This window comes from Ruegeria sp. HKCCD4884 (genome assembly GCF_013110855.1).
Taxonomy (GTDB): Bacteria; Pseudomonadota; Alphaproteobacteria; order Rhodobacterales; family Rhodobacteraceae; genus Ruegeria.
In genome coordinates, this window is the sequence record NZ_WVRJ01000002.1 from 458,871 (window position 1) to 481,072 (window position 22,202).

25 protein-coding genes are annotated in these 22,202 nt (G+C 57.8%); 13 read left to right on the top strand and 12 right to left on the bottom strand.

Annotated elements, in window-relative coordinates:
* Window positions 1-34: 34 nt before the first annotated feature.
* Genes GS636_RS04670 through arsC form a run of 4 tightly spaced genes read left to right on the top strand, consistent with a single transcriptional unit; the run spans window position 35 to window position 2,194 of the window.
* The gene (locus GS636_RS04670; protein ID WP_171668616.1) at window positions 35-373 is read left to right on the top strand and encodes a DUF952 domain-containing protein; all 339 of its coding nucleotides are present in this window, start codon (window positions 35-37) and stop codon (window positions 371-373) included.
* Complete coding sequence (locus GS636_RS04675) at window positions 370-801, top strand: DUF1330 domain-containing protein (RefSeq protein WP_171668617.1); 432 nt, start codon at window positions 370-372, stop codon at window positions 799-801. Before GS636_RS04670 ends, GS636_RS04675 begins: the two co-directional genes overlap by 4 nt.
* Window positions 798-1,856 carry a quinone-dependent dihydroorotate dehydrogenase gene (locus GS636_RS04680; protein ID WP_171668618.1) on the top strand — a complete coding sequence of 353 codons (1,059 nt, stop codon included), beginning with the start codon at window positions 798-800 and terminating at the stop codon, window positions 1,854-1,856. Before GS636_RS04675 ends, GS636_RS04680 begins: the two co-directional genes overlap by 4 nt.
* Window positions 1,853-2,194 (top strand): arsenate reductase (glutaredoxin), encoded by a 342-nt coding sequence (gene arsC / locus GS636_RS04685; RefSeq protein WP_171668619.1) that lies wholly within the window; start codon window positions 1,853-1,855, stop codon window positions 2,192-2,194. The genes GS636_RS04680 and arsC overlap by 4 nt, the downstream gene beginning before the upstream one ends.
* Here the strand turns inward: arsC and GS636_RS04690 are convergent.
* Genes GS636_RS04690 through GS636_RS04700 form a run of 3 tightly spaced genes read right to left on the bottom strand, consistent with a single transcriptional unit; the run spans window position 2,191 to window position 4,449 of the window.
* Window positions 2,191-3,507, bottom strand: coding sequence for an MATE family efflux transporter (locus tag GS636_RS04690; protein ID WP_171668620.1), 1,317 nt, complete (start codon window positions 3,505-3,507; stop codon window positions 2,191-2,193). The two genes, arsC and GS636_RS04690, sit on opposite strands and share 4 nt — an antisense overlap.
* Window positions 3,508-3,509: 2 nt before the next feature.
* Window positions 3,510-4,028 (bottom strand): PaaI family thioesterase, encoded by a 519-nt coding sequence (locus GS636_RS04695; protein ID WP_171668621.1) that lies wholly within the window; start codon window positions 4,026-4,028, stop codon window positions 3,510-3,512.
* Window position 4,029: 1 nt separating this feature from the next.
* A complete protein-coding gene (locus GS636_RS04700; protein WP_171091070.1) occupies window positions 4,030-4,449 on the bottom strand; it encodes a PaaI family thioesterase in 420 nt (139 codons plus the stop codon).
* 115 nt (window positions 4,450-4,564) lie between these two features.
* On the opposite strand from GS636_RS04700, the gene GS636_RS04705 reads away from it, so the two are divergent.
* The 8 genes from GS636_RS04705 (at window position 4,565) to GS636_RS04740 (ending at window position 12,519) form a co-directional block, all read left to right on the top strand.
* The gene (locus GS636_RS04705; protein WP_171186184.1) at window positions 4,565-4,933 is read left to right on the top strand and encodes a MerR family DNA-binding transcriptional regulator; all 369 of its coding nucleotides are present in this window, start codon (window positions 4,565-4,567) and stop codon (window positions 4,931-4,933) included.
* 270 nt (window positions 4,934-5,203) lie between these two features.
* Complete coding sequence (locus GS636_RS04710; RefSeq protein WP_171091075.1) at window positions 5,204-5,605, top strand: MerR family DNA-binding transcriptional regulator; 402 nt, start codon at window positions 5,204-5,206, stop codon at window positions 5,603-5,605.
* 42 nt (window positions 5,606-5,647) lie between these two features.
* Window positions 5,648-7,429, top strand: coding sequence for an acyl-CoA dehydrogenase C-terminal domain-containing protein (locus tag GS636_RS04715; protein WP_171668622.1), 1,782 nt, complete (start codon window positions 5,648-5,650; stop codon window positions 7,427-7,429).
* 54 nt (window positions 7,430-7,483) lie between these two features.
* Complete coding sequence (locus GS636_RS04720; protein WP_171091078.1) at window positions 7,484-7,696, top strand: hypothetical protein; 213 nt, start codon at window positions 7,484-7,486, stop codon at window positions 7,694-7,696.
* Between the two features lie 279 nt (window positions 7,697-7,975).
* Window positions 7,976-8,614: a glutathione S-transferase family protein gene (locus GS636_RS04725; RefSeq protein ID WP_171668623.1), complete on the top strand. Its 639-nt coding sequence runs from the start codon at window positions 7,976-7,978 to the stop codon at window positions 8,612-8,614.
* An 11-nt stretch (window positions 8,615-8,625) separates the two neighbouring features.
* A complete protein-coding gene (locus tag GS636_RS04730; protein ID WP_171668624.1) occupies window positions 8,626-9,837 on the top strand; it encodes an acetyl-CoA C-acetyltransferase in 1,212 nt (403 codons plus the stop codon).
* Window positions 9,837-10,325 (top strand): cupin domain-containing protein, encoded by a 489-nt coding sequence (locus GS636_RS04735; RefSeq protein ID WP_171668625.1) that lies wholly within the window; start codon window positions 9,837-9,839, stop codon window positions 10,323-10,325. The genes GS636_RS04730 and GS636_RS04735 overlap by 1 nt, the downstream gene beginning before the upstream one ends.
* The gene (locus GS636_RS04740; RefSeq protein WP_171668626.1) at window positions 10,318-12,519 is read left to right on the top strand and encodes a 3-hydroxyacyl-CoA dehydrogenase NAD-binding domain-containing protein; all 2,202 of its coding nucleotides are present in this window, start codon (window positions 10,318-10,320) and stop codon (window positions 12,517-12,519) included. Before GS636_RS04735 ends, GS636_RS04740 begins: the two co-directional genes overlap by 8 nt.
* Before the next feature lie 56 nt (window positions 12,520-12,575).
* Here GS636_RS04740 and GS636_RS04745 read toward each other — a convergent pair whose 3' ends face one another.
* Entirely contained in the window at window positions 12,576-13,349 is a 774-nt protein-coding gene (locus GS636_RS04745) for a Hint domain-containing protein (RefSeq protein WP_371808691.1), read from the bottom strand.
* A 223-nt stretch (window positions 13,350-13,572) separates the two neighbouring features.
* The gene (locus GS636_RS04750) at window positions 13,573-14,508 is read right to left on the bottom strand and encodes a DMT family transporter (RefSeq protein WP_171186195.1); all 936 of its coding nucleotides are present in this window, start codon (window positions 14,506-14,508) and stop codon (window positions 13,573-13,575) included.
* A gap of 147 nt (window positions 14,509-14,655) precedes the next feature.
* Here GS636_RS04750 and GS636_RS04755 point away from each other — a divergent pair, with 147 nt between their 5' ends.
* Window positions 14,656-15,669 carry a hypothetical protein gene (locus GS636_RS04755; protein WP_171668627.1) on the top strand — a complete coding sequence of 338 codons (1,014 nt, stop codon included), beginning with the start codon at window positions 14,656-14,658 and terminating at the stop codon, window positions 15,667-15,669.
* A 6-nt stretch (window positions 15,670-15,675) separates the two neighbouring features.
* Here GS636_RS04755 and upp read toward each other — a convergent pair whose 3' ends face one another.
* From upp to GS636_RS04790, 7 genes are all read right to left on the bottom strand, one after another.
* Window positions 15,676-16,308 carry a uracil phosphoribosyltransferase gene (gene upp / locus GS636_RS04760; protein ID WP_171091092.1) on the bottom strand — a complete coding sequence of 211 codons (633 nt, stop codon included), beginning with the start codon at window positions 16,306-16,308 and terminating at the stop codon, window positions 15,676-15,678.
* Complete coding sequence (locus tag GS636_RS04765) at window positions 16,305-17,291, bottom strand: adenosine deaminase (RefSeq protein WP_171668628.1); 987 nt, start codon at window positions 17,289-17,291, stop codon at window positions 16,305-16,307. Before GS636_RS04765 ends, upp begins: the two co-directional genes overlap by 4 nt.
* Window positions 17,288-18,499: a phosphopentomutase gene (locus GS636_RS04770; protein WP_171668629.1), complete on the bottom strand. Its 1,212-nt coding sequence runs from the start codon at window positions 18,497-18,499 to the stop codon at window positions 17,288-17,290. The genes GS636_RS04765 and GS636_RS04770 overlap by 4 nt, the downstream gene beginning before the upstream one ends.
* On the bottom strand, window positions 18,496-19,803 hold the full coding sequence (locus tag GS636_RS04775) for a thymidine phosphorylase (RefSeq protein ID WP_171668630.1): 1,308 nt from the start codon (window positions 19,801-19,803) through the stop codon (window positions 18,496-18,498). Before GS636_RS04775 ends, GS636_RS04770 begins: the two co-directional genes overlap by 4 nt.
* A gap of 4 nt (window positions 19,804-19,807) precedes the next feature.
* Window positions 19,808-20,200 carry a cytidine deaminase gene (locus GS636_RS04780; protein ID WP_171186207.1) on the bottom strand — a complete coding sequence of 131 codons (393 nt, stop codon included), beginning with the start codon at window positions 20,198-20,200 and terminating at the stop codon, window positions 19,808-19,810.
* A gap of 92 nt (window positions 20,201-20,292) precedes the next feature.
* Entirely contained in the window at window positions 20,293-21,396 is a 1,104-nt protein-coding gene (locus GS636_RS04785; RefSeq protein WP_171186222.1) for a cupin domain-containing protein, read from the bottom strand.
* On the bottom strand, window positions 21,359-22,063 hold the full coding sequence (locus GS636_RS04790) for a hypothetical protein (protein WP_171186224.1): 705 nt from the start codon (window positions 22,061-22,063) through the stop codon (window positions 21,359-21,361). The genes GS636_RS04785 and GS636_RS04790 overlap by 38 nt, the downstream gene beginning before the upstream one ends.
* Between the last annotated feature and the right edge of the window lie 139 nt (window positions 22,064-22,202).

The window sequence follows — 22,202 nt, forward strand, 5'->3', positions numbered from 1 at the left end:
TGATTCCGAACGCCGCGCGGGGCATCAGATCGATATGCTGATTTACAAAATTTTCCGGGCCGATGAATGGGCTGCCTTGCAAGACAAGGGCGCAACAGATGGCGCGCCAATTGATGTCACCGATGGCTTTGTCCATTTTTCAACGGCTGAACAAGCTGCTGAGACGGCGGCGAAACACTTCGCAGGTGTGGATGATCTGACGTTACTGGCCTGTAATGCCGACGCCATGGGCGACGATCTGAAATGGGAAGTTTCGCGGGGCGGTGCCCTATTCCCGCATCTCTATCGCCAGATCCGGCTTGGCGACGTTGTCTGGTCGCGCCCTCTGCCATTTGACGGTGCTGTACACCAGTTCCCCGAGGACATGGAATGACATCCTTTATCGACCCGGATCGGGATCAGTTCGAAGCATTCAAAGCGCTGGATCGCAACCAGCCGATCGAAATGCTCAATCTGGTTAAATTCCGGGCCGTAGCACAGTATCCCGCGTCGCATGAATTGGCAGACGCGGGGCTGACAGGGGCAGAAGCCTATCAGAAATACGGTGCTGAAACCGCGCCGATTGTTGCGCGTATTGGGGCAAGTATTTTGTGGCGTGGGGTGTTTGAAACAACTCTCATCGGACCGGTTGATGAGGTCTGGGATGCCGTCTTTATCGCCCGCTATCCGACCGCGCACGCGTTCCTTGAAATGGTGACAGACCCAGTGTACCGGGCCGCAGTGATCCACCGTCAGGCTGCAGTCGAAACCTCGCGCCTGATCCGGTGTGGATCCGGGGAAAGCGGAAAGGCCTTCGGATGAAGCTGATTGAAAAACTGGGGCTGAGCGCCCTGCACCGCATGGACCCCGAAGCTGCACATGGCATGTCGATCAAGGCGTTGAAGTCCGGGCTGACACCCGCGCCGGGAACAGTGACAACACCGCGCCTGAAAACCAAAGTGGCGGGGTTGGATCTGCCCAACCCGGTCGGTCTGGCCGCTGGTTTTGACAAGAATGGCGAGGTTCTCGCACCCCTATCGCGCGCCGGGTTTGGCTTTATCGAGGTGGGCGCAGTCACGCCCCGTCCGCAGCTGGGAAACCCCAAACCACGCCTGTTTCGCCTGACCGAGGACAAGGCAGCCATTAACCGCTTTGGTTTCAACAACGAAGGCATGGAGGTGATGGCCAAACGGCTGGCAGAGCGCCCCAAAGACGCAGTGATCGGCCTGAACCTCGGGGCCAATAAAGACAGCGAAGACCGCGCTGGTGATTTTGCGAAAGTTCTGGCCCATTGCGCGGCACATCTAGATTTCGCTACCGTAAACGTATCGTCACCGAACACGGAAAAACTGCGCGATTTGCAGGGCAAGGCCGCGCTGACCGCGCTGTTGAATGGTGTGATCGAAACACGCGATGCTCTGCCCCGCCCGCTTCCGATCTTTCTGAAAATTGCGCCTGATCTGACTGAACCGGAATTGCAGGACATTGCTGAGGTCGCTCGCGAAACCCGCGTGGACGCTGTGATTGCCACCAACACCACGCTGTCGCGGAATGGGTTGCTTAGCGCGCATAAAGGGGAAGCCGGAGGATTGTCTGGCGCGCCTTTGTTCGAAAAATCCACCCGTGTGCTGGCGAAGCTGAGCCAGTTGACCGATGGAGAAATCCCGCTGATCGGCGTCGGCGGCATCAGCAATGCTGAGCAAGCTTACGCCAAGATCTGCGCCGGGGCGTCTGCCGTACAATTCTATACCGCCATGGTTTACGGTGGTATCTCACTTGCCGCTGACATCGCGCACGGGCTGGATCAATTGCTGGCCCGCGATGGCTTTGACAGCGTTGACCAAGCCGTTGGCAGTAAACGAGAGGATTGGCTGTGATCGAATACTGGCACAACCCCCGCTGTTCCAAATCCCGCGCCGGGTTGGCGCTGTTGGAGGAGAATGGCGCAAAGATCAAACTGCGAAAATACCTTGAAGATGTGCCCTCAGCAGACGAAGTACGGGCCGCGCACGTTTCACTGGGATTGCCTGTGATTGATATGGTGCGCACCGGTGAAAAACGGTTCAAGGAATTGGGGCTGACAAAGACCGCATCAGATGACGACTTGATCCGCGCCATGGCGGAAAACGCGATCCTGATCGAACGCCCCCTTGCCATTGCCGGGGACAAAGCCGCCATCGGGCGTCCACCTGAGAACCTGCTGACACTGCTCTAAGCCACTTGCGCTTCCAGCTTGGGATAGCGCCAGCCCATCGTCACACCCCGCGCGATGTTCAGAACCATAAGCGCGGCCCACAGACCGTGATTTCCGAGGCTCGGCACTAAAATGAACAGCGCGATTACATAGATCGCCACGGATTGAATCATTGCGTTGCGCATGGCCCGGGTCCAGGTGGCACCAATGTAGATGCCATCGAACATCCAACTGGCCACACCAATAATCGGGGCCAATGCCGCCCAGAACAGGTAGTCGCGGCTGGCCAAACGCACCTCGGGCGAGGTTGACATCAGATCAATCAGGGCCGGGCCAGCCAGGAAGAACACAGCCCCAAGTAATATGGCTCCACCAAGCCCCCATTGCGATGCCATGATACTGGCGCGTCGCAGCTGGTGCCGATCCCGCGCACCAACTGCGCCACCGACCAAAGCCTCGGCCGAAAAGGCGAACCCGTCCAGGGCGAAGGCTGTGATCTCAAGGAATTGCAGAAGAACCTGATTGGCGGCCAACGTCACGTCGCCCAGATCCGCGCCGACAAACAAAAAGGTCGTGAACGAGCCTGTTAAAAGGACGGAACGGATCATGATGTCACCGTTGACCTGCATCATTCGGCGCAGGCGCGCGGCATCGAAAATCCGGGCCCGGTCACGCCAGATTTTGCCTTCGAACCCATCCCGGCACAGCCACAAGCCCAGCGCCAAGCCAGTCCACTCGGCAATCAGGGTGGCCACAGCGACACCCTCGACGCCCCATCCCAGCCCCAGAACAAACCAAAGGTCCAGAATGATATTCAGCCCGTTCATCCAGATTTGCAGAATGAAAACGCCACGCGTCCGTTCAACCGCGATCAGCCATCCGGTCACGGCATACAAAGCAATGGTTGCCGGAGCGCCCCAGATGCGAATCTCAAGGTAAGCACGCGTCAGTGACTCAACCTCGGGGCTGGCGGGCGACAGGGCAAATGCCCCAGCAAAGACTGCCGCCTGCGCGAGGACAAAGAACACGCCCGCTGCCGCGCCCAGCAGAAGCCCTCGAATCAGCAAAGCCCTTGTTTCAGCGATGTCACCTGCCCCGCGCGCCTGCGCAGCCAGGCCAGTCGTGCCCATGCGCAGAAACCCGAAGATCCAGTAGATCGAAGCCAGTATAACCGCGCCCATACCCACGGCACCGATAGGTGCGGCCTGCCCCATTTGACCGACTACGCCCGTGTCTACCGCGCCAAGAATAGGCACGGTCGCGTTCGACAGCACGATCGGGACTGCGATCTTCAGCACCCGTCTGTGCGTGATGGGCGCCGACGCGTCCTGCATCGTCAGCTCTTGTCTCTGGGGGGTTGAGGCATCAGGAAATGCCCTGATGCCTGCGCAAACAGTTTCGCATGATTGTCCTGCCAGGCTTCGACCCGGACCGAAGCATAACGCCGCCCCGACCTGCTGACAAAAGCCCGTGCGTAAGCATCACGCGGCAAGCCCGAGCGCAGGTAATCGACGGTAAAGTCGATTGTCTTGGGAAAGCGGATGTCCGGGTCGGTCACGATGGCCTCACCATCGATCTCACCACTCTCGATGCGCGGGAACATGTGTTCCCAACTGAGAGTGATGACAGCGGTCACTTCGAGAAAGGCGGCCGTGACGCCGCCGTGAATCGCAGGCAAAAACGGGTTGCCGATCAGTTTGTCGTCGAAATTCAACACACCGGTCAGTTCATCCCCACGCCGGTCGAAGTTGATATCGAGAAAGCGGATATAGGGTACGCCAACAACCAGCGCGCGCAATGCCGCATCGCGCCGTTGTTTGACCACCTGCATCGGTTCAGGCCGCGGTTTTGCCATGTTACTTCCCCTCAACCGTAAATGACCCGGCAGCGGTTGCCACAGGCAGGTCTGTGTCATTGTCAACGGCAGTCGCCCTCACAAACGCCACATTCCGCGTGATGTGATAGCAGGTCGCGCGTGCCGTGATTGTCTGACCCGGCGTTGCCGCGCGCATATAGTCGATCCGCAAGTCTATGGTTGCAGTCCCCCCGGGTGCCGATGGGTGGCTCATCACCGCAGCACCGCAGCACGTATCCAAAATGGTCGAGATTGCCCCGCCGTGGATCACGCCGGTGCGCGGGTCTCCGATCAGATCTTCGTTGTATGGCAGCGTGATCTCTGCTTCGCCCTCGCCAATATGGGTCAGCGTCAGGTTCAGGGCCCGCGCATGAGGGATCGCCTCGATAAATTGGCGGGCTAGTACTGTCTTGTCGACCATTGGCATTTGTCCTGTTCTCGTCCCTTCCTTTATGAGCCGCTGTTTCGGCAAAGGGCAAGCCCACCTGTTGCGCTTGGGATCGGGACCGCCTAGGTTGCTGGCAAGGAGACCAGGAATGTCCAACAACCGTTTGTCATTCAAAGAGATGTGCGCCGAGTTCGATGTAACACCGCGCACCCTGCGCTATTACGAATACATCGAACTTCTGCAACCAGATCGCGAAGGCCGGTCCCGGTTTTATGGCGCGCGGGAATGCGCCCGGATGAAGTTGATCATGCGTGGCCGCAAGTTTGGATTCCCGCTGGAAGAGATTCGCCAATGGCTTTTGATCTATGAGGATCAGGGCAACGAAGCTCAAATGGCTACTTTTGTTGAGATGGCGGACCGCCAAATGAGCGAGCTTGAGCAGCAACGCGAGCAACTTGACGAAGCCATGGACGAACTGAAGCGCCTGCGCGACCAGACAGCAAAGTCCCTGAAGTAGGTCTTCCGTCGCTTCGGAATTCTTTCCTGTACACTCTGTCTCGCGACACACCTCACGCGTGTGCGCACAGCTTTTTTGCACGCAAAAGCTGGGGCTCAGGCTTGACCTTAGGGCAAGAAAATTACGCGAAAGCCCGTTTACGCGTTTGGATGTTACGTCAACTTTGAAGTGACGCAGCGTCTGAATTACGTAAACGTCACTCACGTGTTGTAAAGCTCAAAGCAACTGCGCAACTCATGTCTCATGACGCCAGTGACGAGAGTATGACGAATGACCGAAGATGTGATGACAATCCGCGAGATGTGCGAGACTTACGATGTCACGCCACGCACTTTGCGGTTCTACGAGGCCAAGGAACTTTTGTTCCCGATCCGCGAAGGCCAAAAACGTCTGTTCACCAAACGTGACCGGGCGCGGCTGAAACTGATCCTGCGCGGGAAACGCTTTGGCTTCAGCCTGGAAGAGATCCGCCAACTTCTGGATCTGTACCATGTGGGCGACCAGCAGGTCACTCAGATGACCCGCACATATGAAATCGCGTTGGAACGTCTGGCGGATATGGAAGAACGCCGCCGCGAGCTGACGCAAGCCATCGACGATCTGAAAGAGCAGTTGCGCTGGGGCGAGAAAGTCATCGCCTCGATGAAACAGGAAAAGAAGGCGGCCGAGTAACCTAGCCCCGCCATCCGGACATATGAATTAAGGGAGCTTCACATGCCCGTTTACAACGCGCCAACCAAAGACACGCAGTTCATCCTGCACGACGTTCTGAAAATCTCTCAGTCGGATATTCCCGGCTATAGCGAACTGGAAGCCGAGTTTACCGGCGCGGTTCTGGAAGAGGCTGGCAAGGTAGCCACCAACGTCCTGCATCCGCTGAATGTCGTAGGGGACACCGAAGGGTGCCGGTTGGAAAACGGTATTGTGTACACTCCTACCGGTTTCAAAGACGCCTTCGAGCAGATGAAGGAAGGTGGCTGGACTGGCCTCGACATGCCGGAAGAGTATGGCGGCCAGAACATGCCCTATGTACTGGGCACCGCCGTGGGCGAGATGTTCTCGGGTTCAAACCAGGCATTTACCATGTACCAGGGTCTGACGCATGGCGCGGCCTCTGCGATCCTGGCGCACGGGACTGACGAGCAAAAGAACAAGTACCTGCCGAACATGGTCAGCTGTGAATGGACCGGGACCATGAACCTGACCGAGCCGCATTGCGGCACCGATCTGGGCCTGATGCGCACCAAAGCGGAACCGCAGGGCGATGGCAGCTATAAGATTTCTGGCCAGAAGATCTTTATCTCGTCCGGTGATCACGACATGGCCGACAACATCATCCACCTGGTGCTGGCCAAGATCCCCGGTGGCCCTGATGGCATCAAGGGCGTGTCGCTGTTCATCGTGCCGAAGTTCATCGTCAACGAAGACGGCACACCGGGTGAGCGCAACGGCGTCTCGGTCGGCAAGATCGAAGAGAAAATGGGCATCCACGGCAACTCGACCTGCGTCATGAACTATGACGAGGCCACCGGTTGGCTTTTGGGCGAAGAACACAAAGGCATGCGCGCCATGTTCACCATGATGAACGAAGCGCGTCTTGGTGTGGGGATGCAAGGTCTGGCACAGGCCGAGGCCGCGTTCCAAAACGCTCTGGAATATGCCAAGGACCGCTTGCAAGGCCGGGACGTAACCGGCGTGAAGAACCCGGACGGCCCCGCCGATCCATTGATCGTACACCCTGACATCCGCCGCAACCTGATGGATCAGAAAAGTTTTACCGAGGGCGCGCGCGCGTTCATCCTTTGGGGCGCGACGATGCTCGACAAGTCGCATCGCTCGGGTGACAAAGACGCGGATGGGCTGATCTCGCTGCTGACGCCGGTCATCAAGGGTTTCCTGACGGATCAGGGCTATGACATGACCGTGCAGGCGCAACAGGTTTATGGCGGCCATGGCTACATCGAAGAATGGGGCATGTCGCAATACACCCGCGACGCCCGTATCGCGATGATCTACGAAGGCGCAAATGGCGTTCAGGCGCTTGACCTGGTTGGCCGGAAACTGGCGCAGGACGGCGGCAAGCACGTCATGGCGTTCTTTCAGATGGTCAAAACCTTCTGCAAGGAAAACGGCGGCAAGGACGAAGCCTATGACAAAGCGTTCATCGAGCCGCTGAAAGCTGCATCCAAGGACCTGCAGGCCGCTGGCATGTACTTTATGCAGGAAGGCATGAAGAACCCGAACAACGCGCTGTCTGGTTCGTACGACTTTATGCACATGTTCGGCCATGTTTGCCTGGGCCTGATGTGGGCGCAGATGGCGAAAGCTGCACAAGATGCTCTGGACGGTGGTGCATCGGACAAAGAGTTCTACGAGACCAAGATCAACACCGGCCGCTTCTACATGGCACGCCGCTTGCCTGCGACCGGGATGCACCTGGCGCGCATCCAGACGGGTGCGGACACGGTAATGGCACTGGACGCGGCGAACTTCTGATCTCAGTGTGGGTTCGGGCAACCCTGCCCGGACCCAGACCACCGGAGGACCCAAATGCCAAAGCGTTTTCGCCTGACACGTCGCTTTCCTGTCGCCATGACTGAGGACGGGTACCGCAAGCTCAAAGCGTTCGCGCGAGAGGCTGGTCTGGACGAAGGTGAGGCTTTGTCTTTTTTGTTCGAGAATTTCAACAGCGTGATTGATGAGGAAAACCTGACCCACCGCTTGCGTATCTTCAACTCTGAGCTTGAGGCGCGGAAAAGATGAGCCAATGCGGTGAACTTACGATGACAACGCTAGCCTAAATGCCGGATGCCTCCGGCGGGAGTATTTGTGAAAAGATGAAGCGGCGACGCGTCCCTGCCACAGGGCGCACTCGCCACCAGGACAGGGACGACTTCACCTTTTGCGGTCATCGGCTCTCCAGCCTGTACCGCGGGACCATTGAATTCGAAGATGGTTGATCAAAGGTTACTGACAGACCTTCATCTTTTCAAAAATACTCAAATCCGGCCTAGCCAATTGCGCCTTGGGAGGGGCGATCGCATGAGCATCAAACTTCATTGCTTTGGAGAAAGCGGAAACAGCTACAAGGCTGCTTTAGCGCTGGAAATGTCCGGGTTGGATTGGGAGCCCGTCTTTGTCGATTTCTTCAACGGTCAAACCCGAACACCTGAGTTTCGTACTGAGGTCAATGAGATGGGCGAAGCGCCTGTCCTGATCGACGGTGATTTCCGCACCAGTCAGTCCGGCGCCATTCAAGCTTATGTGACTGAAAAATCGGGCAAGTTCGGAGGCAAGGATCGCGATGAAAATTACGACATTTTCCGCTGGGTCCTGTGGGACAATCACAAGCTTAGTTCGATGGCGGGCTTGACGCGTTTTCTGATCAACTTCCTCCCGGAACAGCATCGCAATCCCGATGTGATTGCTTTCAATCAAGGGCGCCTGAAGGCAGCTTACCAAGTGTTGAACGCCCATTTGGAGGGTCGCGACTGGATCGTTGGCGACGGCGTGACGAACGCCGATCTCAGTTGCTGCGGCTATCTCTATTACCCCGAACCATTCGGCTTTGACCGCGCCGACTGGCCCCATATTGACACCTGGCTGACCCGGTTATCCAAGCAGCCCGGCTGGAAACACCCCTATGACCTGATGCCCGGCAACCCGTCGGATCGAGCTTAAGGAGAAGACCCATGACCGAAGCTTACATTTATGACGCCCTGCGCACCCCGCGCGGCAAGGGCCGCAAGGATGGCAGCCTGCACGAGGTTACCTCGGTGCGCCTGTCCGCCCTGACCCTGAACGCGATGAAAGAACGCAATAACCTTGAAGGCCACGCCGTCGAGGACGTGATCTGGGGCAACGTCACACAAGTGATGGAACAAGGCGGCTGTTTGGCACGCTCGGCGGTTCTGGCCTCGGACCTGGATCAGTCGATCCCCGGTCTGGCGATCAACCGCTTCTGTGCCTCGGGCATGGAAGCCGTGAACCTAGCGGCGAACCAAGTCAAAGGCGGCGCTGGCGAAGCTTACATCGCTGGCGGTGTTGAGATGATGGGCCGCGTGGCTATGGGCAGCGACGGCGCGGCGATTGCAGTTGATCCTTCGCTGGCAATGGAGACCTACTTCGTTCCGCAGGGTATTTCAGCGGATATTATCGCTACTGAGTATGGCTTTAGCCGCGACGACGCAGACGCGCTGGCGGTTGAATCGCAACGACGTGCGGCGGAGGCCTGGGAAGACAACCGGTTCGAGAAATCGGTCATCACCATCAAGGATCAGAACGGTCTGACCATTCTGGATCGCGACGAATATATGCGTCCCGGTACTGACATGCAGAGCCTCGGCGCGTTGAACCCGTCCTTCCAGATGATGGGTGAACAGATGCCGGGCTTCGACAAGGTGGCGATGATCAAGTACCCGCATCTGGAACGGATCAACCACATCCACCACGCGGGCAACAGTTCGGGCATCGTGGACGGTGCGGCGGCTGTTCTGATCGGCAACAAGGAATTCGGTGAAAAATACGGCCTCAAGCCGCGCGCCCGTATCAAGGCAACCGCCAAGATCGGCACCGATCCGACCATCATGCTGACCGGCCCGGTTCCGGTGACCGAAAAGATTCTTGCCGAAAACGGCATGAAGATCAGTGATCTGGACCTGTTCGAAGTGAACGAAGCCTTCGCTTCGGTCGTGCTGCGCTTCCAGCAGGCATTCGACGTTGATCCGGCCCTTGTGAACGTAAACGGCGGCTCGATCGCGATGGGGCACCCGTTGGGCGCAACTGGTGCGATGATCATCGGCACACTGCTGGATGAGCTTGAGCGTCAGGACAAGGAAACCGGTCTTGCCACGCTCTGCATCGCGTCCGGAATGGGTGCGGCAACGATTATCGAGCGGGTCTGATGCCCAAGCTGGATCTCTCTCAGATCTCGTTCAAGGGTGGCTCGTCCTATCCCGGCAAGCTGGCTGAGGCGGTCGGAGGCCGTTTCAACCAAGGCGTTGGAGATGCGGGTGGGCTGACCCAATTCGGGGTCAACATCGTGCGGCTTGAGCCGCAGGCTCTGTCCTCGCTGCGTCATTATCATATGGAGCAGGACGAGTTTGCCATCATGCTCAGCGGTACATGCGTGCTGATCGACGACGATGGAGAGCATGAGATGCAGCCCGGTGATTGCGCCGCTTGGCCCGCTGGTGAAGCCAACGGCCATCACCTTGTGAACAGAACCGATGCGCCTGCGACCTTTCTGGTGGTGGGCACTCGGACCCCGACCGAGACCGGCTATTACAGCGACATAGACATGATGGTGAAGGATGATGAGAACGGATTCTCTTTCACCCGGAAAGACGGCAGCCCGCTGACGGCTGACCAGATTGGAGATGACAATGACTGATTTCACTCTGAGCAAAGACGCGGACGGCGTCGCCTTCGTAACTTGGGACGCCCAGGGCAAATCTATGAACGTGCTGACCCGCGAGGCGTTTCAAGAGGTCAGCCAACTGATCGATCAGGCCCTGAACGATGATGAGATCAAGGGGATCGTCATCACTTCGGGCAAAGAGGGCTCGTTTGCAGGCGGCATGGACCTGAATACGCTGGCCACCATTCGCCAGGAGGCAGGTGAAGAACCCGCGCAAGCGCTGTTCGATTTCGTCATGGGTGGCCACCACATTCTGCGCAAGCTGGAATTGGCAGGTATGGACCCCAAGACTAAGAAGGGCGGCAAGCCGATTGCCTGCGCAATCAACGGCACATGCGCCGGGATCGGGACCGAGATCGCTCTTGCCTGCCATCACCGCGTGATGACTGACAACCCGAAATCCAAGATCGGTCTGCCGGAAATTCTGCTGGGTATCTTCCCAGGTGGCGGCGGGACAATGCGCTATAGCCGCATGGTTGGTGCGATGGCGGCGGCCCCTGTCCTGCTGGAAGGCAAGATGATGGACCCGAAGAAAGCCAAGGGCGCACAACTGATCGACGCGGTTTCGGATGATCCGGTTGCCGCAGCCAAGGAATGGGTTCTGAACGCCAAGGATGCCGATCTGGTCAAGCCTTGGGACGCGAAGGGCTACAAGATGCCCGGCGGTGCGCCGTACCACCCTGCTGGCTTCATGACATTCGTAGGCGCAAGCGCTATGGTGAACGGCAAGACGCAGGGAGCGTTCCCGGCGGCCAAAGCTCTGCTGAGCTCGATCTATGAAGGGGCTTTAGTTGACTTCGACACTGCCCTGAAAATCGAAGCGCGTTGGTTCACCAATGTCCTGATGAACCCGTCCTCATCGGCCATGATCCGTTCGCTGTTCCTGAACAAAGAAGCGTTGGAGAAAGGTGCTGTGCGTCCCAAGGATGTGCCAGATCAGCGCGTTAAAAAGGTTGGCGTTCTGGGCGCGGGCATGATGGGTGCCGGTATCGCTCTGGTCTCGGCTCAGGCTGGGATGGAGGTTGTTCTGATCGACCGTGATCAGGAAGCCGCCGACAAGGGCAAGGCGTACAGCGAAAGCTATATGGACAAGGGCATCAAGCGTGGCAAAGCCACAACTGAGAAGAAAGAAGCCCTGCTGGCACGCATCACTGCCACCCCCGATCTGGAACAATTGAAAGGTTGCGACCTGATCATCGAAGCCGTGTTCGAAGATCCGGGCGTGAAGGCCGAGATGACCAAGAAGGTAGAGGCGATCATCCCCGAGGATTGCATTTTTGCTTCGAACACCTCGACCCTGCCGATCACCGATCTGGCAAAAGCCTCGGTCCGGCCCGAGCAGTTCATCGGTATCCACTTCTTCTCGCCAGTTGAGAAGATGTTCCTGGTCGAAATCATCAAGGGCAAGGAAACCGGGGATCGCGCAGTGGCGAAGGCGCTGGATTATGTCCGTCAGATCCGCAAAACGCCGATCGTGGTCAACGATGCGCGCTTCTTCTATGCCAACCGCTGCATCATCCCCTATATCAACGAAGGTGCGCGCATGATCACCGAGGGCGTCAGCCCTATCCTGATCGACAACGCCGCGCGTCAGCTTGGCTTCCCGGTCGGCCCGATCCAGCTGACCGATGAAACTTCGATTGATCTCGGGGCCAAGATCGCCCGCGCCACCAAGGCGGCCATGGGCGACGCCTATCCCGAAAGCCCCTCAGACGATCTGATCTTCTGGATGGAGGAACAGGGCCGTCTGGGTCGCAAGGCCAATGCGGGCTTCTTCGACTATGACGACAAGGGCAAGCGCGTCGAGTACTGGAAGGGTCTGCAAGACAAGTACCCGCACGCCAAAGACCAACCGGACCTGATCGAAGTGCAGGAACGTCTGATGTTTGCACAGGTTCTGGAAGCGGTACGCGCATTGGAAGAAGGCGTTCTGGAAGACATCCGCGAAGGCGACGTCGGCGCGATTCTGGGCTGGGGCTTTGCCCCATGGTCGGGTGGTCCGCTGAGCTGGCTGGATATCATCGGCACGCCCTATGCGGCCGAACGCTGCGATCAATTGACCGAAGCTTATGGTGAGCGCTTTACCTGCCCATCGCTGCTGCGTGAAATGGCCGAAAAAGGTCAGAGCTTCTATGGCCGCTTCAATCCTGAAGCAAAAGCCGCCTGAAACAATGATGCAGGCGCGTGAAACCACGCGCCTGCATCGTTCTTGTCAGTGTTTGGTTAGATCTGCCATTCGGGCCGCAGGAACAGAACCGGAGCGTTCGGACGCCCCGGTCGACCCGGTCGCCTGACCCCAGATGGCGGGCGGATCGGAAATATCGGGTCCTGTGGGATGGGTGCAGGCAGTGCACCCAATGGGTTTGCAAGGGCTGACATATCACCCTTGATTGCTATGAAATTGGCCAAGTCCGCAGCGGCCACGTCGTCTGCGACCTCGTAGCTTTGCCTATGCAGCGACCCGCGCATCGAAAAACGACCCGAAGGGCAATAGGCTTGCAAGCCGCCCTCGACAAAGATCACCTGATCCTCGTCGAAAAACAGTGAGCAGACTTCAAAAGAAGAACCCGGTGCTTGCGACATCAGACGACCTGCGCCACTCAACACACGCGCGGGCACCACTGACACCCCGTCTCTTTCGGCATCGATTTTGGACAGGGTCAACGCCATGCCCTGTTCGGGCATCAGCCAGACAGGCCGTCCGTTAAACGCAGCGCGGGCCGGTACAAAAACAGGCAGATATTCGTCCCGCCGCTCGTCTGCAGGGATAACCACAACGTTGGTTGAAATGCGGCGCACCTCTTTGAAGCCGTGATCCAACGTGCGGACAAGATCGCCAACAGCGATCCGTTCGACGGGTTTCCAGCCACTGGTGGTTGCAACTTTCGTGCCTTTCAGAAACCCTCCGCGGCGTGCGTTCACCGCTTGGTTCAGGTTGGTTGGATCACCGTCAGGCGTTTTATTCAGATAAACAGAAATACTCGTAACTTCAGACACGTGCCGAACCCCCTTTGGCACCAATTGATATGTCTCAGTGGTAGCACCAAAGATGAAGGTCGTCTTATTTCCGACATAATTACGCCCAATTTGGGCTAATTTTGCCTTATGTTCCGGCTTTTTTGTAAACACTCTCACCGAATAAACGGGCTTTATCGCGAAATCTGAAACGAAAAGCGGGCACTCTTTGTTCGAATCCCGGCCCTTCAGTGCGTTGGAAGCGTCAGGCCACCTTTTGCAACGACGAAGAGCGTCTGGCCCGCCATCCAAGCAATGCCCCTGCCGCCGCTATCAAGACTATTCCCGAAACTTGCAGGGCACCGATGGTCTGCCCAAGCGCGACAAAGGCAAAGAGCGGACCAAAAATCATGACTGAATATTCGAAGACCGCAACATACGACGGTTCGCCAACCTGATACGCCTTGATCAGCATATAGACAGCGATTGTTGAACCCACAGCCTGGATGCCTATCCAAAGCATCGCGGGTCCGAACGCCCAAACCCAGCCACGCGTGACAAATCCATCCGGTCCGTCAGGGGTTTCAACGGGAACAACCGTGAAGGCGATAACACCAATCGCTCCGGCAATGGCCAGCGTGGTAACCATTGCCGCCAACATTGCCACTGTGCTTTCTTCAGAGCACATCGAACGTGTCAGGATCGAACTCAGCGCATAGAAAAACCCTGCCGCAACCGGCAGAAGCGTGCGCGCGTCAAAGTCAGTCGGGTTTGGCTGAAGCACCAAGAGAATACCGGTAAAACCCATCAGAACAGCCAGAATGCGCCAGGGGCCAATCGTCTGCTTGAGCGCAAGCGCCGAGATCAGCAACACGAAGATCGGCGACGTGAACAATCCCGCCAACGCTTCTGCAATTGGCATCATTGACAACGAGGCGAAGTAACACAGCATGGCCGTCGTGATCAGAAGGCTGCGCAAAATGACAGCCCCCCAACGACGCGGGCGCAGCCCACCCAATCCCAGAACAGACAGGCCAACAATGAGCGGAAACATCAGCAGAGCGCGAGTCAGGTGGAACTGCCACAAGCCAACCGTTTCAGCCAACAGAACCACCACATTGTCGATCACACCAATGATCGCCATGGCACCGACCATCAAGCCAGAGGCCAACACCGGTGAAGTTGTTGGATGATCCTGCATGTAAACGCCCCAATTGCGATCAAAGATCGGCGGTTCCAATCCTGTTCGGTATCCAGCACATTTCGGAATGACTGCGCAACAGGTTTGCGCCTAACGAATGCCCCATGCTAAGCTGTGGCAAAACAAATCTGAGCAGACCCCATCAAGATGACGGCCCTGAAAAAGTACCAGCGGATCGAAGCCACCGGTCTGTGGCGCCCCTCGCCCGATGAACAACGGCGAGAGGTCGTGGTGTCGATCGGCGAAGCCACTCTGACGATTTCTGACTTTAATGACAGGGCATTGACCCATTGGTCTTTGGCAGCCTTGGAACGACAGAATCCGGGCTCTTTTCCGGCCATCTTCCACCCCGACGGCGACCCGGACGAAACGCTGGAACTGGCCGAAACCGAGACCACGATGCTGGACGCCATCGACCGTTTGCAGCGCGCCATTGATCGCGCGCGCCCGCATCCCGGTCGTCTGCGGTGGTTGAGTGTTGGGGGCGTCGTTGCTGCTGTTCTGGCCCTGTTGCTGTTTTGGCTGCCTGCTGCGCTGCAAGGCCACGTCGTCTCGGTTGTGCCTCAGGTCAAGCGACAAGAGATCGGGCAAACCATTCTGCACCGAATTGAACGTGTTTCCGGGCGCGCCTGTTCTTCGGTTGATGCGCAGGCTTCGCTGGATCGGCTGGCCAAGCGGACTGGTGTACGCCAGATCATTATCCTGCCCGCAGGCGTTCAGGACAGTCTGAGCCTTCCTGGCGGCACAGTAGTGTTGAACAAATCGTTGGTCGAAGACTTTGAAGATCCTGCCGTGGCAGCGGGTTACGTTATTGCGGAACGTGCCCGCATGGAACAGACGGACCCGCTTGATGATCTTCTGGATCGAACCGGCGCTTCATCGGCCTTCCGTTTGCTGACAACCGGCGGACTTACGCCTGCCATCATCGACAGCTACACCGAACAAGTTGTGTCAGAGCCTCGGCCTTCGCTTTTGGATGACCAGCTTTTGGCGGTCTTTGCACAAGCCGCCCTGCCCTCGACGCCTTATGCGTATGCCCGAGATATAACAGGTGAAACTGTCTTGGGACTGATCGAGGCGGACCCGATGGCAGGTCGCACCCTGGAACAGGTTTTGCCGGACCGCGACTGGGTCCGGCTTCAGAACATTTGTGGCGAATAATCGGACTTACTTGGTGCCGAACATACGGTCGCCCGCATCGCCCAGACCCGGCATGATATAGCCTTTCGAGTTCAGCTCACGGTCCAAAGCGGCGGTGACAATATGCACATCTGGGTGCGCTTCTTTCATGCGCGCCACACCTTCAGGTGCCGCCAGAAGGCAAAGGAAGCGGATATCCGTTGCGCCCGCCTCTTTCAGCAGGTCAATAGCGGCGGCAGAGCTGTTGCCAGTGGCCAGCATCGGGTCAACAGCAATGACCAGTCGGTCTTTCAGCCCTTCGGGTGCCTTAAAATAGTACTGAACGGGTTTCAGCGTTTCTTCGTCGCGGTATAGACCCACGAAACCGACACGCGCTGAAGGCACCAGTTCTAGAACGCCATCCAACATCCCGTTGCCGGCACGCAAGATAGACACCAAGGCCATCTTCTTACCCGCCAGAATGGGGGCGTCCATCTCTTCCATCGGCGTTTCGATATGGCGCGTGGTTAACGGGATTTCGCGCGTGACCTCGTAGGCCAACAAAAGCGTAATTTCGCGCAGCAACTGCCGAAACTCAGCCGTTGAGGTGCCTTTGTTACGCATGAGCGTCAGTTTGTGTTGAACCAGCGGGTGATCGACGACGGTCAGATGTTCGCTCATGATGTCTCCAGTCTTTTCTTGACCCGCGCGCGGGTGTCTTCATCGCAGAAAGCCGCATCCAGGGCCATCTCATTCAGTGCCTTAAAATCTTCGGCCTCCCAGCCGAAAGCTGCGTTCAACATCTCATATTCCCGCCGCATGGTCGTGTGAAAAAATGGCGGGTCGTCCGTGGATACCGTGACCTTCACGCCCGCGTCGCGCAAGCGCGCAATCGGGTGGGCCGCGAAATCAGGGAAAAGGCCCAGAACCACGTTCGAACCCGGGCAGACTTCAAGTGTGATGTCCCGATCTACCAACTCGCGAATAAGGTCCGGGTCTTCAATGGCGCGGACGCCGTGACCGATACGTTCGACCCCCAGATCGCGGATGGCATCACGTACGCTGTCAGGGCCGCCGAACTCACCCGCATGAGTGGTCAAACGCAGACCGGCTTCGCGTGCGCAATCGAAGGCCCATTTGAAATCGCCCTGCGCACCGATGGATTCGTTTCCGCCCATACCGAAACCGGTAATCCAGTCGCCCGCCGTCTCAGCTGCACAATGGGCGCTGCGCTTGGCCTGTTCGGGACCGAAATGGCGCACACAGGTGATGACGCCACGCAGAGTGATACCGAATTTGCGCTCGGCCTCGTCTGCGGCATCCTGAATGGCGTTCAGATAATCGCGCCACGCGTTCAGATCGCCGCCGCCACAGAAATCAGGGCTCAGAAAAGTTTCAGAGTAGACCACGCCATTCTCAGCGCTTTCTTCCAGAATGGCCAAAGTGAGCCGCCGGAAGTCTTCGGGCGTTTTCAGGACTTCGCACGCGGCTTCATACACGCTCAGGAAATGCGCGAAGTCGCGGAAATCGTACGATCCGTCCGGTTTGAAGATACCGCTCAAATCCACGCGCTTTTCATGCGCGAGCTGGCGGATGAATGCGGGGGGCGCTGCGCCTTCGTGATGCAGGTGCAGTTCGATTTTTGGAAGGTCGGCGACGCTCATAAAAAATTCCTACCCGGCCCTTGCGCCGGAATGTTCAGGTGATGGGCAATGCTGGCGGCTATGTCGGCAAAGTCCACTTGCCCGATTTGTCCCGCACTTTGCCCTGCTATCAGAACCGGCACCTGTTCACGCGTGTGATCCGTTCCGGTCCAGCTGGGGTCATTGCCATGATCAGCAGTCAGCAACAATAGGTCGCCGGGGCGGAGCTTTGCCAGAATCTTTCCGATCTCGCGGTCGAACCATTCCAAAGCGCGGGCATAACCGCTGATGTCGCGGCGATGGCCGTAAAGGCTGTCGAATTCGACAAAATTAGCAAAGGTTAAACTGCCTTCTTCCGCCTCATCCACAAGATCAGACAGGTGCTGCATCAATTCGGCGTCCGATCCTTTGCACAGCGTGTCGATGCCCTGCATCGAAAAGATGTCGCCGATCTTGCCCACGGCGTGCACCTTCCGTCCCGCATTCTGCGCCCAATTGGTCAGCACTGGTGCGGGCGGCAAAATGGCGAAATCCTTGCGATTGGTCGTGCGTTCAAAGCCCGTCTCTGGCGTGCCGATAAAGGGGCGCGCAATAACACGACCCACTTTCATCTCATGCAATCGCGGAGCAAGCGTGCGGCACATGTCCAGCAGCCGGTCTAGTCCGAAGCTTTCTTCGTGGGCAGCGATTTGAAACACGCTGTCGGCAGAGGTGTAGCAGATCGGCCAACCGGTCCGCATGTGCTCGGCACCCAACTCGGCGATGATCGCAGTGCCCGACGCATGACAATCCCCAAGGACGCCGTCGGTCCCCGCTGCCTCAGCCGCAGCACGGCTCAGGTCCGCTGGAAAGGCTGGAACCGTGTCTGGAAAGTAATGCCAATCCCATGGCACCGGTAGGCCCGCCAATTCCCAATGGCCCGAAGGTGTGTCCTTGCCGGGCGAATGCTCTCGCGCGCAGCCCCAAAGGCCCGTGGGTTCTGCGTTCAATCCCGGGGTTGTGTCCCCGGACGCCAAGCGCACAGCCGCACCCAGACCCAATGCGCCGAGATGCGGCAGGTTCAAAGCACCTGAACGACCCTCTTCCGCGCGCCCCTCGGCACAAGCCTGCGCGATGTGGCCCACTGTATTCGCGCCGGTATCCGGAACGTTGCTGTTGAAAAAACGGTTGGCATCCGGCGCTCCGCCAATCCCGACGGAATCCATCACCACGAGAAAGGCGCGGCTCATAAGCTGATCCTTTCGTGGATCAGAGCAGGCAATGTCGGAGCAGTATCGCTGATCGTGATCGCGTCAAGCACGCTTTCAGCGGCGCGCCGCGCAGCGTCCTCCCGCGCCGAATGGATTACAGCGATGGGTGCCCCTTTGGACACACGATCCCCCAGCCGGAGAATGCCGGAAATCCCAACAGCCGGGTCGATCTGGTCGCTTTCGACCTGACGACCACCGCCCAGCGCCACCACGGCAAGACCCAGCGCCTCACCGTTGATAGCCGCAATATAGCCGTCCTTCGGGGCAGAGACTTCTTGGATGACACTTGCTTCTGGCAGGAACCGGGCCCAGGTCTCGACGAACTGTACGGGGCCGCCGACCGCAGCCATCATGCGACCAAACCGCTCCGCAGCGCGCCCGTCACGAATGATTTCGGCGATTTTTTCTCGCCCCTCCTCAACCGACGCGCACATTGCTGCATCCTTCAGCAATACCCCGCCCAACTCGGCAGAGATGTCTGCCAACGGTGAAGATTGCGATCCCGTCAGGACCTTCATGACTTCGGCAATTTCCAACGCATTGCCAAGCGCCGGTGCCAATGGCTGATTCATGTCCGTTATGACGGCTGATGTCCGGCACCCGGCCGCGTTCGCGGTCTGAGTCAATGCAAAGGCCAGCTTGTTCGCTTCCTCCATCGTTTTCATGAAGGCACCGCTGCCGACCTTGACGTCCAAAACCAACGCATCCGGGCTGGCAGCCAGCTTTTTGGACAGGATTGATGCGGTGATCAGATCCAGGCTTTCGACCGTCGCGGTCACGTCGCGCACCGCATAAAGTCGCTTGTCCGCCGGAGCGATCTGACCTGTTGCGCCCACGATGGCCGCACCGGTTTCGCGCAAGATCTGCGCAAGGCGATCCTGCCCGATCTGTGTGCTGACACCCGGTATCGCCTCAAGCTTGTCCAACGTGCCACCAGTGTGCCCCAAGCCACGGCCCGAGATCATCGGAATATAAGCCCCGCATTCCGCAAGCGCCGGGGCAAGTACCAGACTGACGCTATCCCCGACCCCGCCGGTCGAGTGTTTATCAATCACAGGCCCGTCCACGTCCCAAGTGAGAACCTCACCGCTATCGCGCATCGCAACCGTCAGATCCGCACGCCCCTGCGAGCCCAATCCCCCCATGCAGACAGCCATGGCAAAGGCCCCGGCCTGCGCGTCACTGACGCTGCCATCGGCTAGACCTTGCGCGAACCAGATCAGTTCCTCGCGCCCCGGCACCTGCTGCTTGCGCAGTTTTGCAATGATCGAACGGGCGTCCATGCGTTCAGACATCCTCCATGTGGGACGCATCGAACGCGCCCGGCAGCAATTCTCCGATGGTGGTTTCGAACTCGGCACCTTCCACGGTCGCCAAAGTGACTTTCACATCGCGCTTGCCGAACTCGGCCAGTTTCTGTCGGCACCCACCGCAAGGCGGCACGGGTTGCGGGCTAGAGGCGACCACATAAACTTCGGTCAGTTCCTGCTCGCCCGCGGCGACCATCGCGGCAATCGCGCCAGCCTCAGCGCACGTGCCTTCGGGGTATGCGACGTTCTCGACGTTGCAACCGGAATAAACCTGACCCGAGGAAGACCGCAGCGCCGCGCCGACCTTGAAGTTCGAATAAGGCGCATAGGCGTTTTCCCGGACGGACAAAGCAGCGTCTTTCAGCGACATGGCGATTCCCTATTTTTGATCATCTGGTCAGAAAATTGGACCCTACCGGAAAAAGGTGGGGGAATAGAAGCCCCCCTTCCCTTGTTTTTCAGTCACCCAAGCGCAGTGGTGAAGGTACCGGGCAAGGTGACTTCCAGCAATTCGACATCGTCCGACGGCGTGGACAGGCGCGTACGCATGCCCGGTGGAATGACGAATGCGTCGCCTTGCTCCAGCCGGTATGGCTCGCGGTCTTCGCCTTCCAGCGTCACTTGGCCGTCCATCACAAAGGTAAAATGGATATCGGTGTCATGACTGGCCCATTCCGGATCACCCTGCCCTTTGCGCACGACCTGAACCCCGGCGACACCCTTGGTGTTTTCGGCAATCGTTGTGTCGCGGCAGATGTAACCTGGCAAACGGAAAGGCGCCCATTCGGCATCCTTCGCCTGATTGTAGACAAAGCGTTGTCCCTGCCATTCCCGATCGGGACGAAAATGCGGGGTTGGGAGCTGCATGTCATGGTCGATTTCCGTGACATGTTCTGCCGGCACACCGATCTCAATGACCTGAACGTTATCGGATGCTTCCAGCACGCGATGACGAATTTCCGGCGGCTGGATAAAGCAATCGCCAGCGGTCAGGCGCATTTTCTCACCTTGATCTTCATAGACGACATCAACCCATCCGTGGATGCAGAAGATCAGCTGAAACCCAACCTTGTGAAAATGTACCATGTCAGGCACCGGGCCACCGTCGGGGATACGAATATGGCTGGCGATGATCGATCCACCCAAGCGGTCTGGCACCAGATCGCGGTAGTGCATCCCTGCGCGGCCAATGATCCAAGGTGCCTGATCCTTGAGCCTGCGCACCACAAAGGAATGAACCGTTACAGGCATTACTAACGGGGGGTTACGCTCTTCGATTTCAACACGGGTGCCGTTGGGCGCAACAAGAACGCGTTCACCATTGGCGAAACCTTCGGGGTCATCGGTCAGGATACGCAGCGTTCCGGCGCTTTCGGGTGCATCCTTTTCGATGCGCAAGCGCAACCCATGACCTGAGAACACCGCTATTCGCGGATCGTCTGCAGGATAGATCATGTCCATCTTCATCCCTAATGTCTTTGTGTAAAAGGGGATGTCGTCACGCAACTCCTGCGTGGGCTGGCGAAATTCAGCGTATGTCTGCGATGGCCCGGCTGTCTTGGTCATTGGGTGTTCCGTTGGATTGTGCTTTGGGCCATCCGATCAGAACAGCGACCAAAATGCCAATCGAAAAGAACATCTCGAGCGTTTCTTCCAGCACAAAAAGGCGCACCATCATGAGGTCTGACAAAGCACCAGCATATAATCCCGAAAACTCTTCCAGAAGTTGGGCGATGACAGCAGCAGACCCCGCCGCGATAAACACCATTAAGGAAAGGTTGCGTTGTTTGAACGCGCGCCAACCTGTCGGAATGCCGTGCCAGACGGCACCACCGAGCACAAGGATGACCAAAGCAACCCTGACCCAGGTGACATCTAAAAAAACGTCTAAACCGTGAAGGATCGTGAACGGTAGACTACCCTCGGAATAGATGTCAGCCTCTAATTCGCGCTCGGCCAGCAAAAGGCAGGTCAGGCCAATATATGCACGCGAGATACCACGATAGCGCCACAGCGCAGCAAGACCTGCGACAAACAAACCAGCGGCAGAGAGTGTTTCGATCGGGCCACCTTCCTGATTAAACGTCGCTGCGAACTCGGGCCAGACGAGAACAACGCCAACGAGAGCGCACGCCAATGCCACCACGCCCCTCAACGCCAGCCGAGAATAGCCAGCATGTGCAGAAAAGCCGGACGAGAAGCCCTCGGCTTGATCACTTAGCTTGATTGTCATTACTGCTGCTTCTTGCCTGTGTGGTCATTGAATCGCAAAGTTGCCCGTATGTAAATGTTTTGCGACAAAATTCAATCCGCAGACGCCTCACAGTTGCGACAACTCGCCGAAGTGACGCAACGTAGCCAAGCCTGAAGAA

What these genes read in the sequence shown, in the direction of transcription:
- GS636_RS04670 (WP_171668616.1), top strand. Translation starts at nt 35, where the DNA reads ATGCTGATTTACAAAATTTTCCGGGCCGATGAATGGGCTGCCTTGCAA.
- GS636_RS04675 (WP_171668617.1), top strand. Translation starts at nt 370, where the DNA reads ATGACATCCTTTATCGACCCGGATCGGGATCAGTTCGAAGCATTCAAA.
- GS636_RS04680 (WP_171668618.1), top strand. Translation starts at nt 798, where the DNA reads ATGAAGCTGATTGAAAAACTGGGGCTGAGCGCCCTGCACCGCATGGAC.
- GS636_RS04690 (WP_171668620.1), bottom strand. Translation starts at nt 3,507, where the DNA reads ATGCAGGACGCGTCGGCGCCCATCACGCACAGACGGGTGCTGAAGATC.
- GS636_RS04695 (WP_171668621.1), bottom strand. Translation starts at nt 4,028, where the DNA reads ATGGCAAAACCGCGGCCTGAACCGATGCAGGTGGTCAAACAACGGCGC.
- GS636_RS04700 (WP_171091070.1), bottom strand. Translation starts at nt 4,449, where the DNA reads ATGGTCGACAAGACAGTACTAGCCCGCCAATTTATCGAGGCGATCCCT.
- GS636_RS04705 (WP_171186184.1), top strand. Translation starts at nt 4,565, where the DNA reads ATGTCCAACAACCGTTTGTCATTCAAAGAGATGTGCGCCGAGTTCGAT.
- GS636_RS04710 (WP_171091075.1), top strand. Translation starts at nt 5,204, where the DNA reads ATGACCGAAGATGTGATGACAATCCGCGAGATGTGCGAGACTTACGAT.
- GS636_RS04715 (WP_171668622.1), top strand. Translation starts at nt 5,648, where the DNA reads ATGCCCGTTTACAACGCGCCAACCAAAGACACGCAGTTCATCCTGCAC.
- GS636_RS04720 (WP_171091078.1), top strand. Translation starts at nt 7,484, where the DNA reads ATGCCAAAGCGTTTTCGCCTGACACGTCGCTTTCCTGTCGCCATGACT.
- GS636_RS04725 (WP_171668623.1), top strand. Translation starts at nt 7,976, where the DNA reads ATGAGCATCAAACTTCATTGCTTTGGAGAAAGCGGAAACAGCTACAAG.
- GS636_RS04730 (WP_171668624.1), top strand. Translation starts at nt 8,626, where the DNA reads ATGACCGAAGCTTACATTTATGACGCCCTGCGCACCCCGCGCGGCAAG.
- GS636_RS04735 (WP_171668625.1), top strand. Translation starts at nt 9,837, where the DNA reads ATGCCCAAGCTGGATCTCTCTCAGATCTCGTTCAAGGGTGGCTCGTCC.
- GS636_RS04740 (WP_171668626.1), top strand. Translation starts at nt 10,318, where the DNA reads ATGACTGATTTCACTCTGAGCAAAGACGCGGACGGCGTCGCCTTCGTA.
- GS636_RS04750 (WP_171186195.1), bottom strand. Translation starts at nt 14,508, where the DNA reads ATGCAGGATCATCCAACAACTTCACCGGTGTTGGCCTCTGGCTTGATG.
- GS636_RS04755 (WP_171668627.1), top strand. Translation starts at nt 14,656, where the DNA reads ATGACGGCCCTGAAAAAGTACCAGCGGATCGAAGCCACCGGTCTGTGG.
- upp (WP_171091092.1), bottom strand. Translation starts at nt 16,308, where the DNA reads ATGAGCGAACATCTGACCGTCGTCGATCACCCGCTGGTTCAACACAAA.
- GS636_RS04765 (WP_171668628.1), bottom strand. Translation starts at nt 17,291, where the DNA reads ATGAGCGTCGCCGACCTTCCAAAAATCGAACTGCACCTGCATCACGAA.
- GS636_RS04770 (WP_171668629.1), bottom strand. Translation starts at nt 18,499, where the DNA reads ATGAGCCGCGCCTTTCTCGTGGTGATGGATTCCGTCGGGATTGGCGGA.
- GS636_RS04775 (WP_171668630.1), bottom strand. Translation starts at nt 19,803, where the DNA reads ATGGACGCCCGTTCGATCATTGCAAAACTGCGCAAGCAGCAGGTGCCG.
- GS636_RS04780 (WP_171186207.1), bottom strand. Translation starts at nt 20,200, where the DNA reads ATGTCGCTGAAAGACGCTGCTTTGTCCGTCCGGGAAAACGCCTATGCG.
- GS636_RS04785 (WP_171186222.1), bottom strand. Translation starts at nt 21,396, where the DNA reads ATGACCAAGACAGCCGGGCCATCGCAGACATACGCTGAATTTCGCCAG.
- GS636_RS04790 (WP_171186224.1), bottom strand. Translation starts at nt 22,063, where the DNA reads ATGACAATCAAGCTAAGTGATCAAGCCGAGGGCTTCTCGTCCGGCTTT.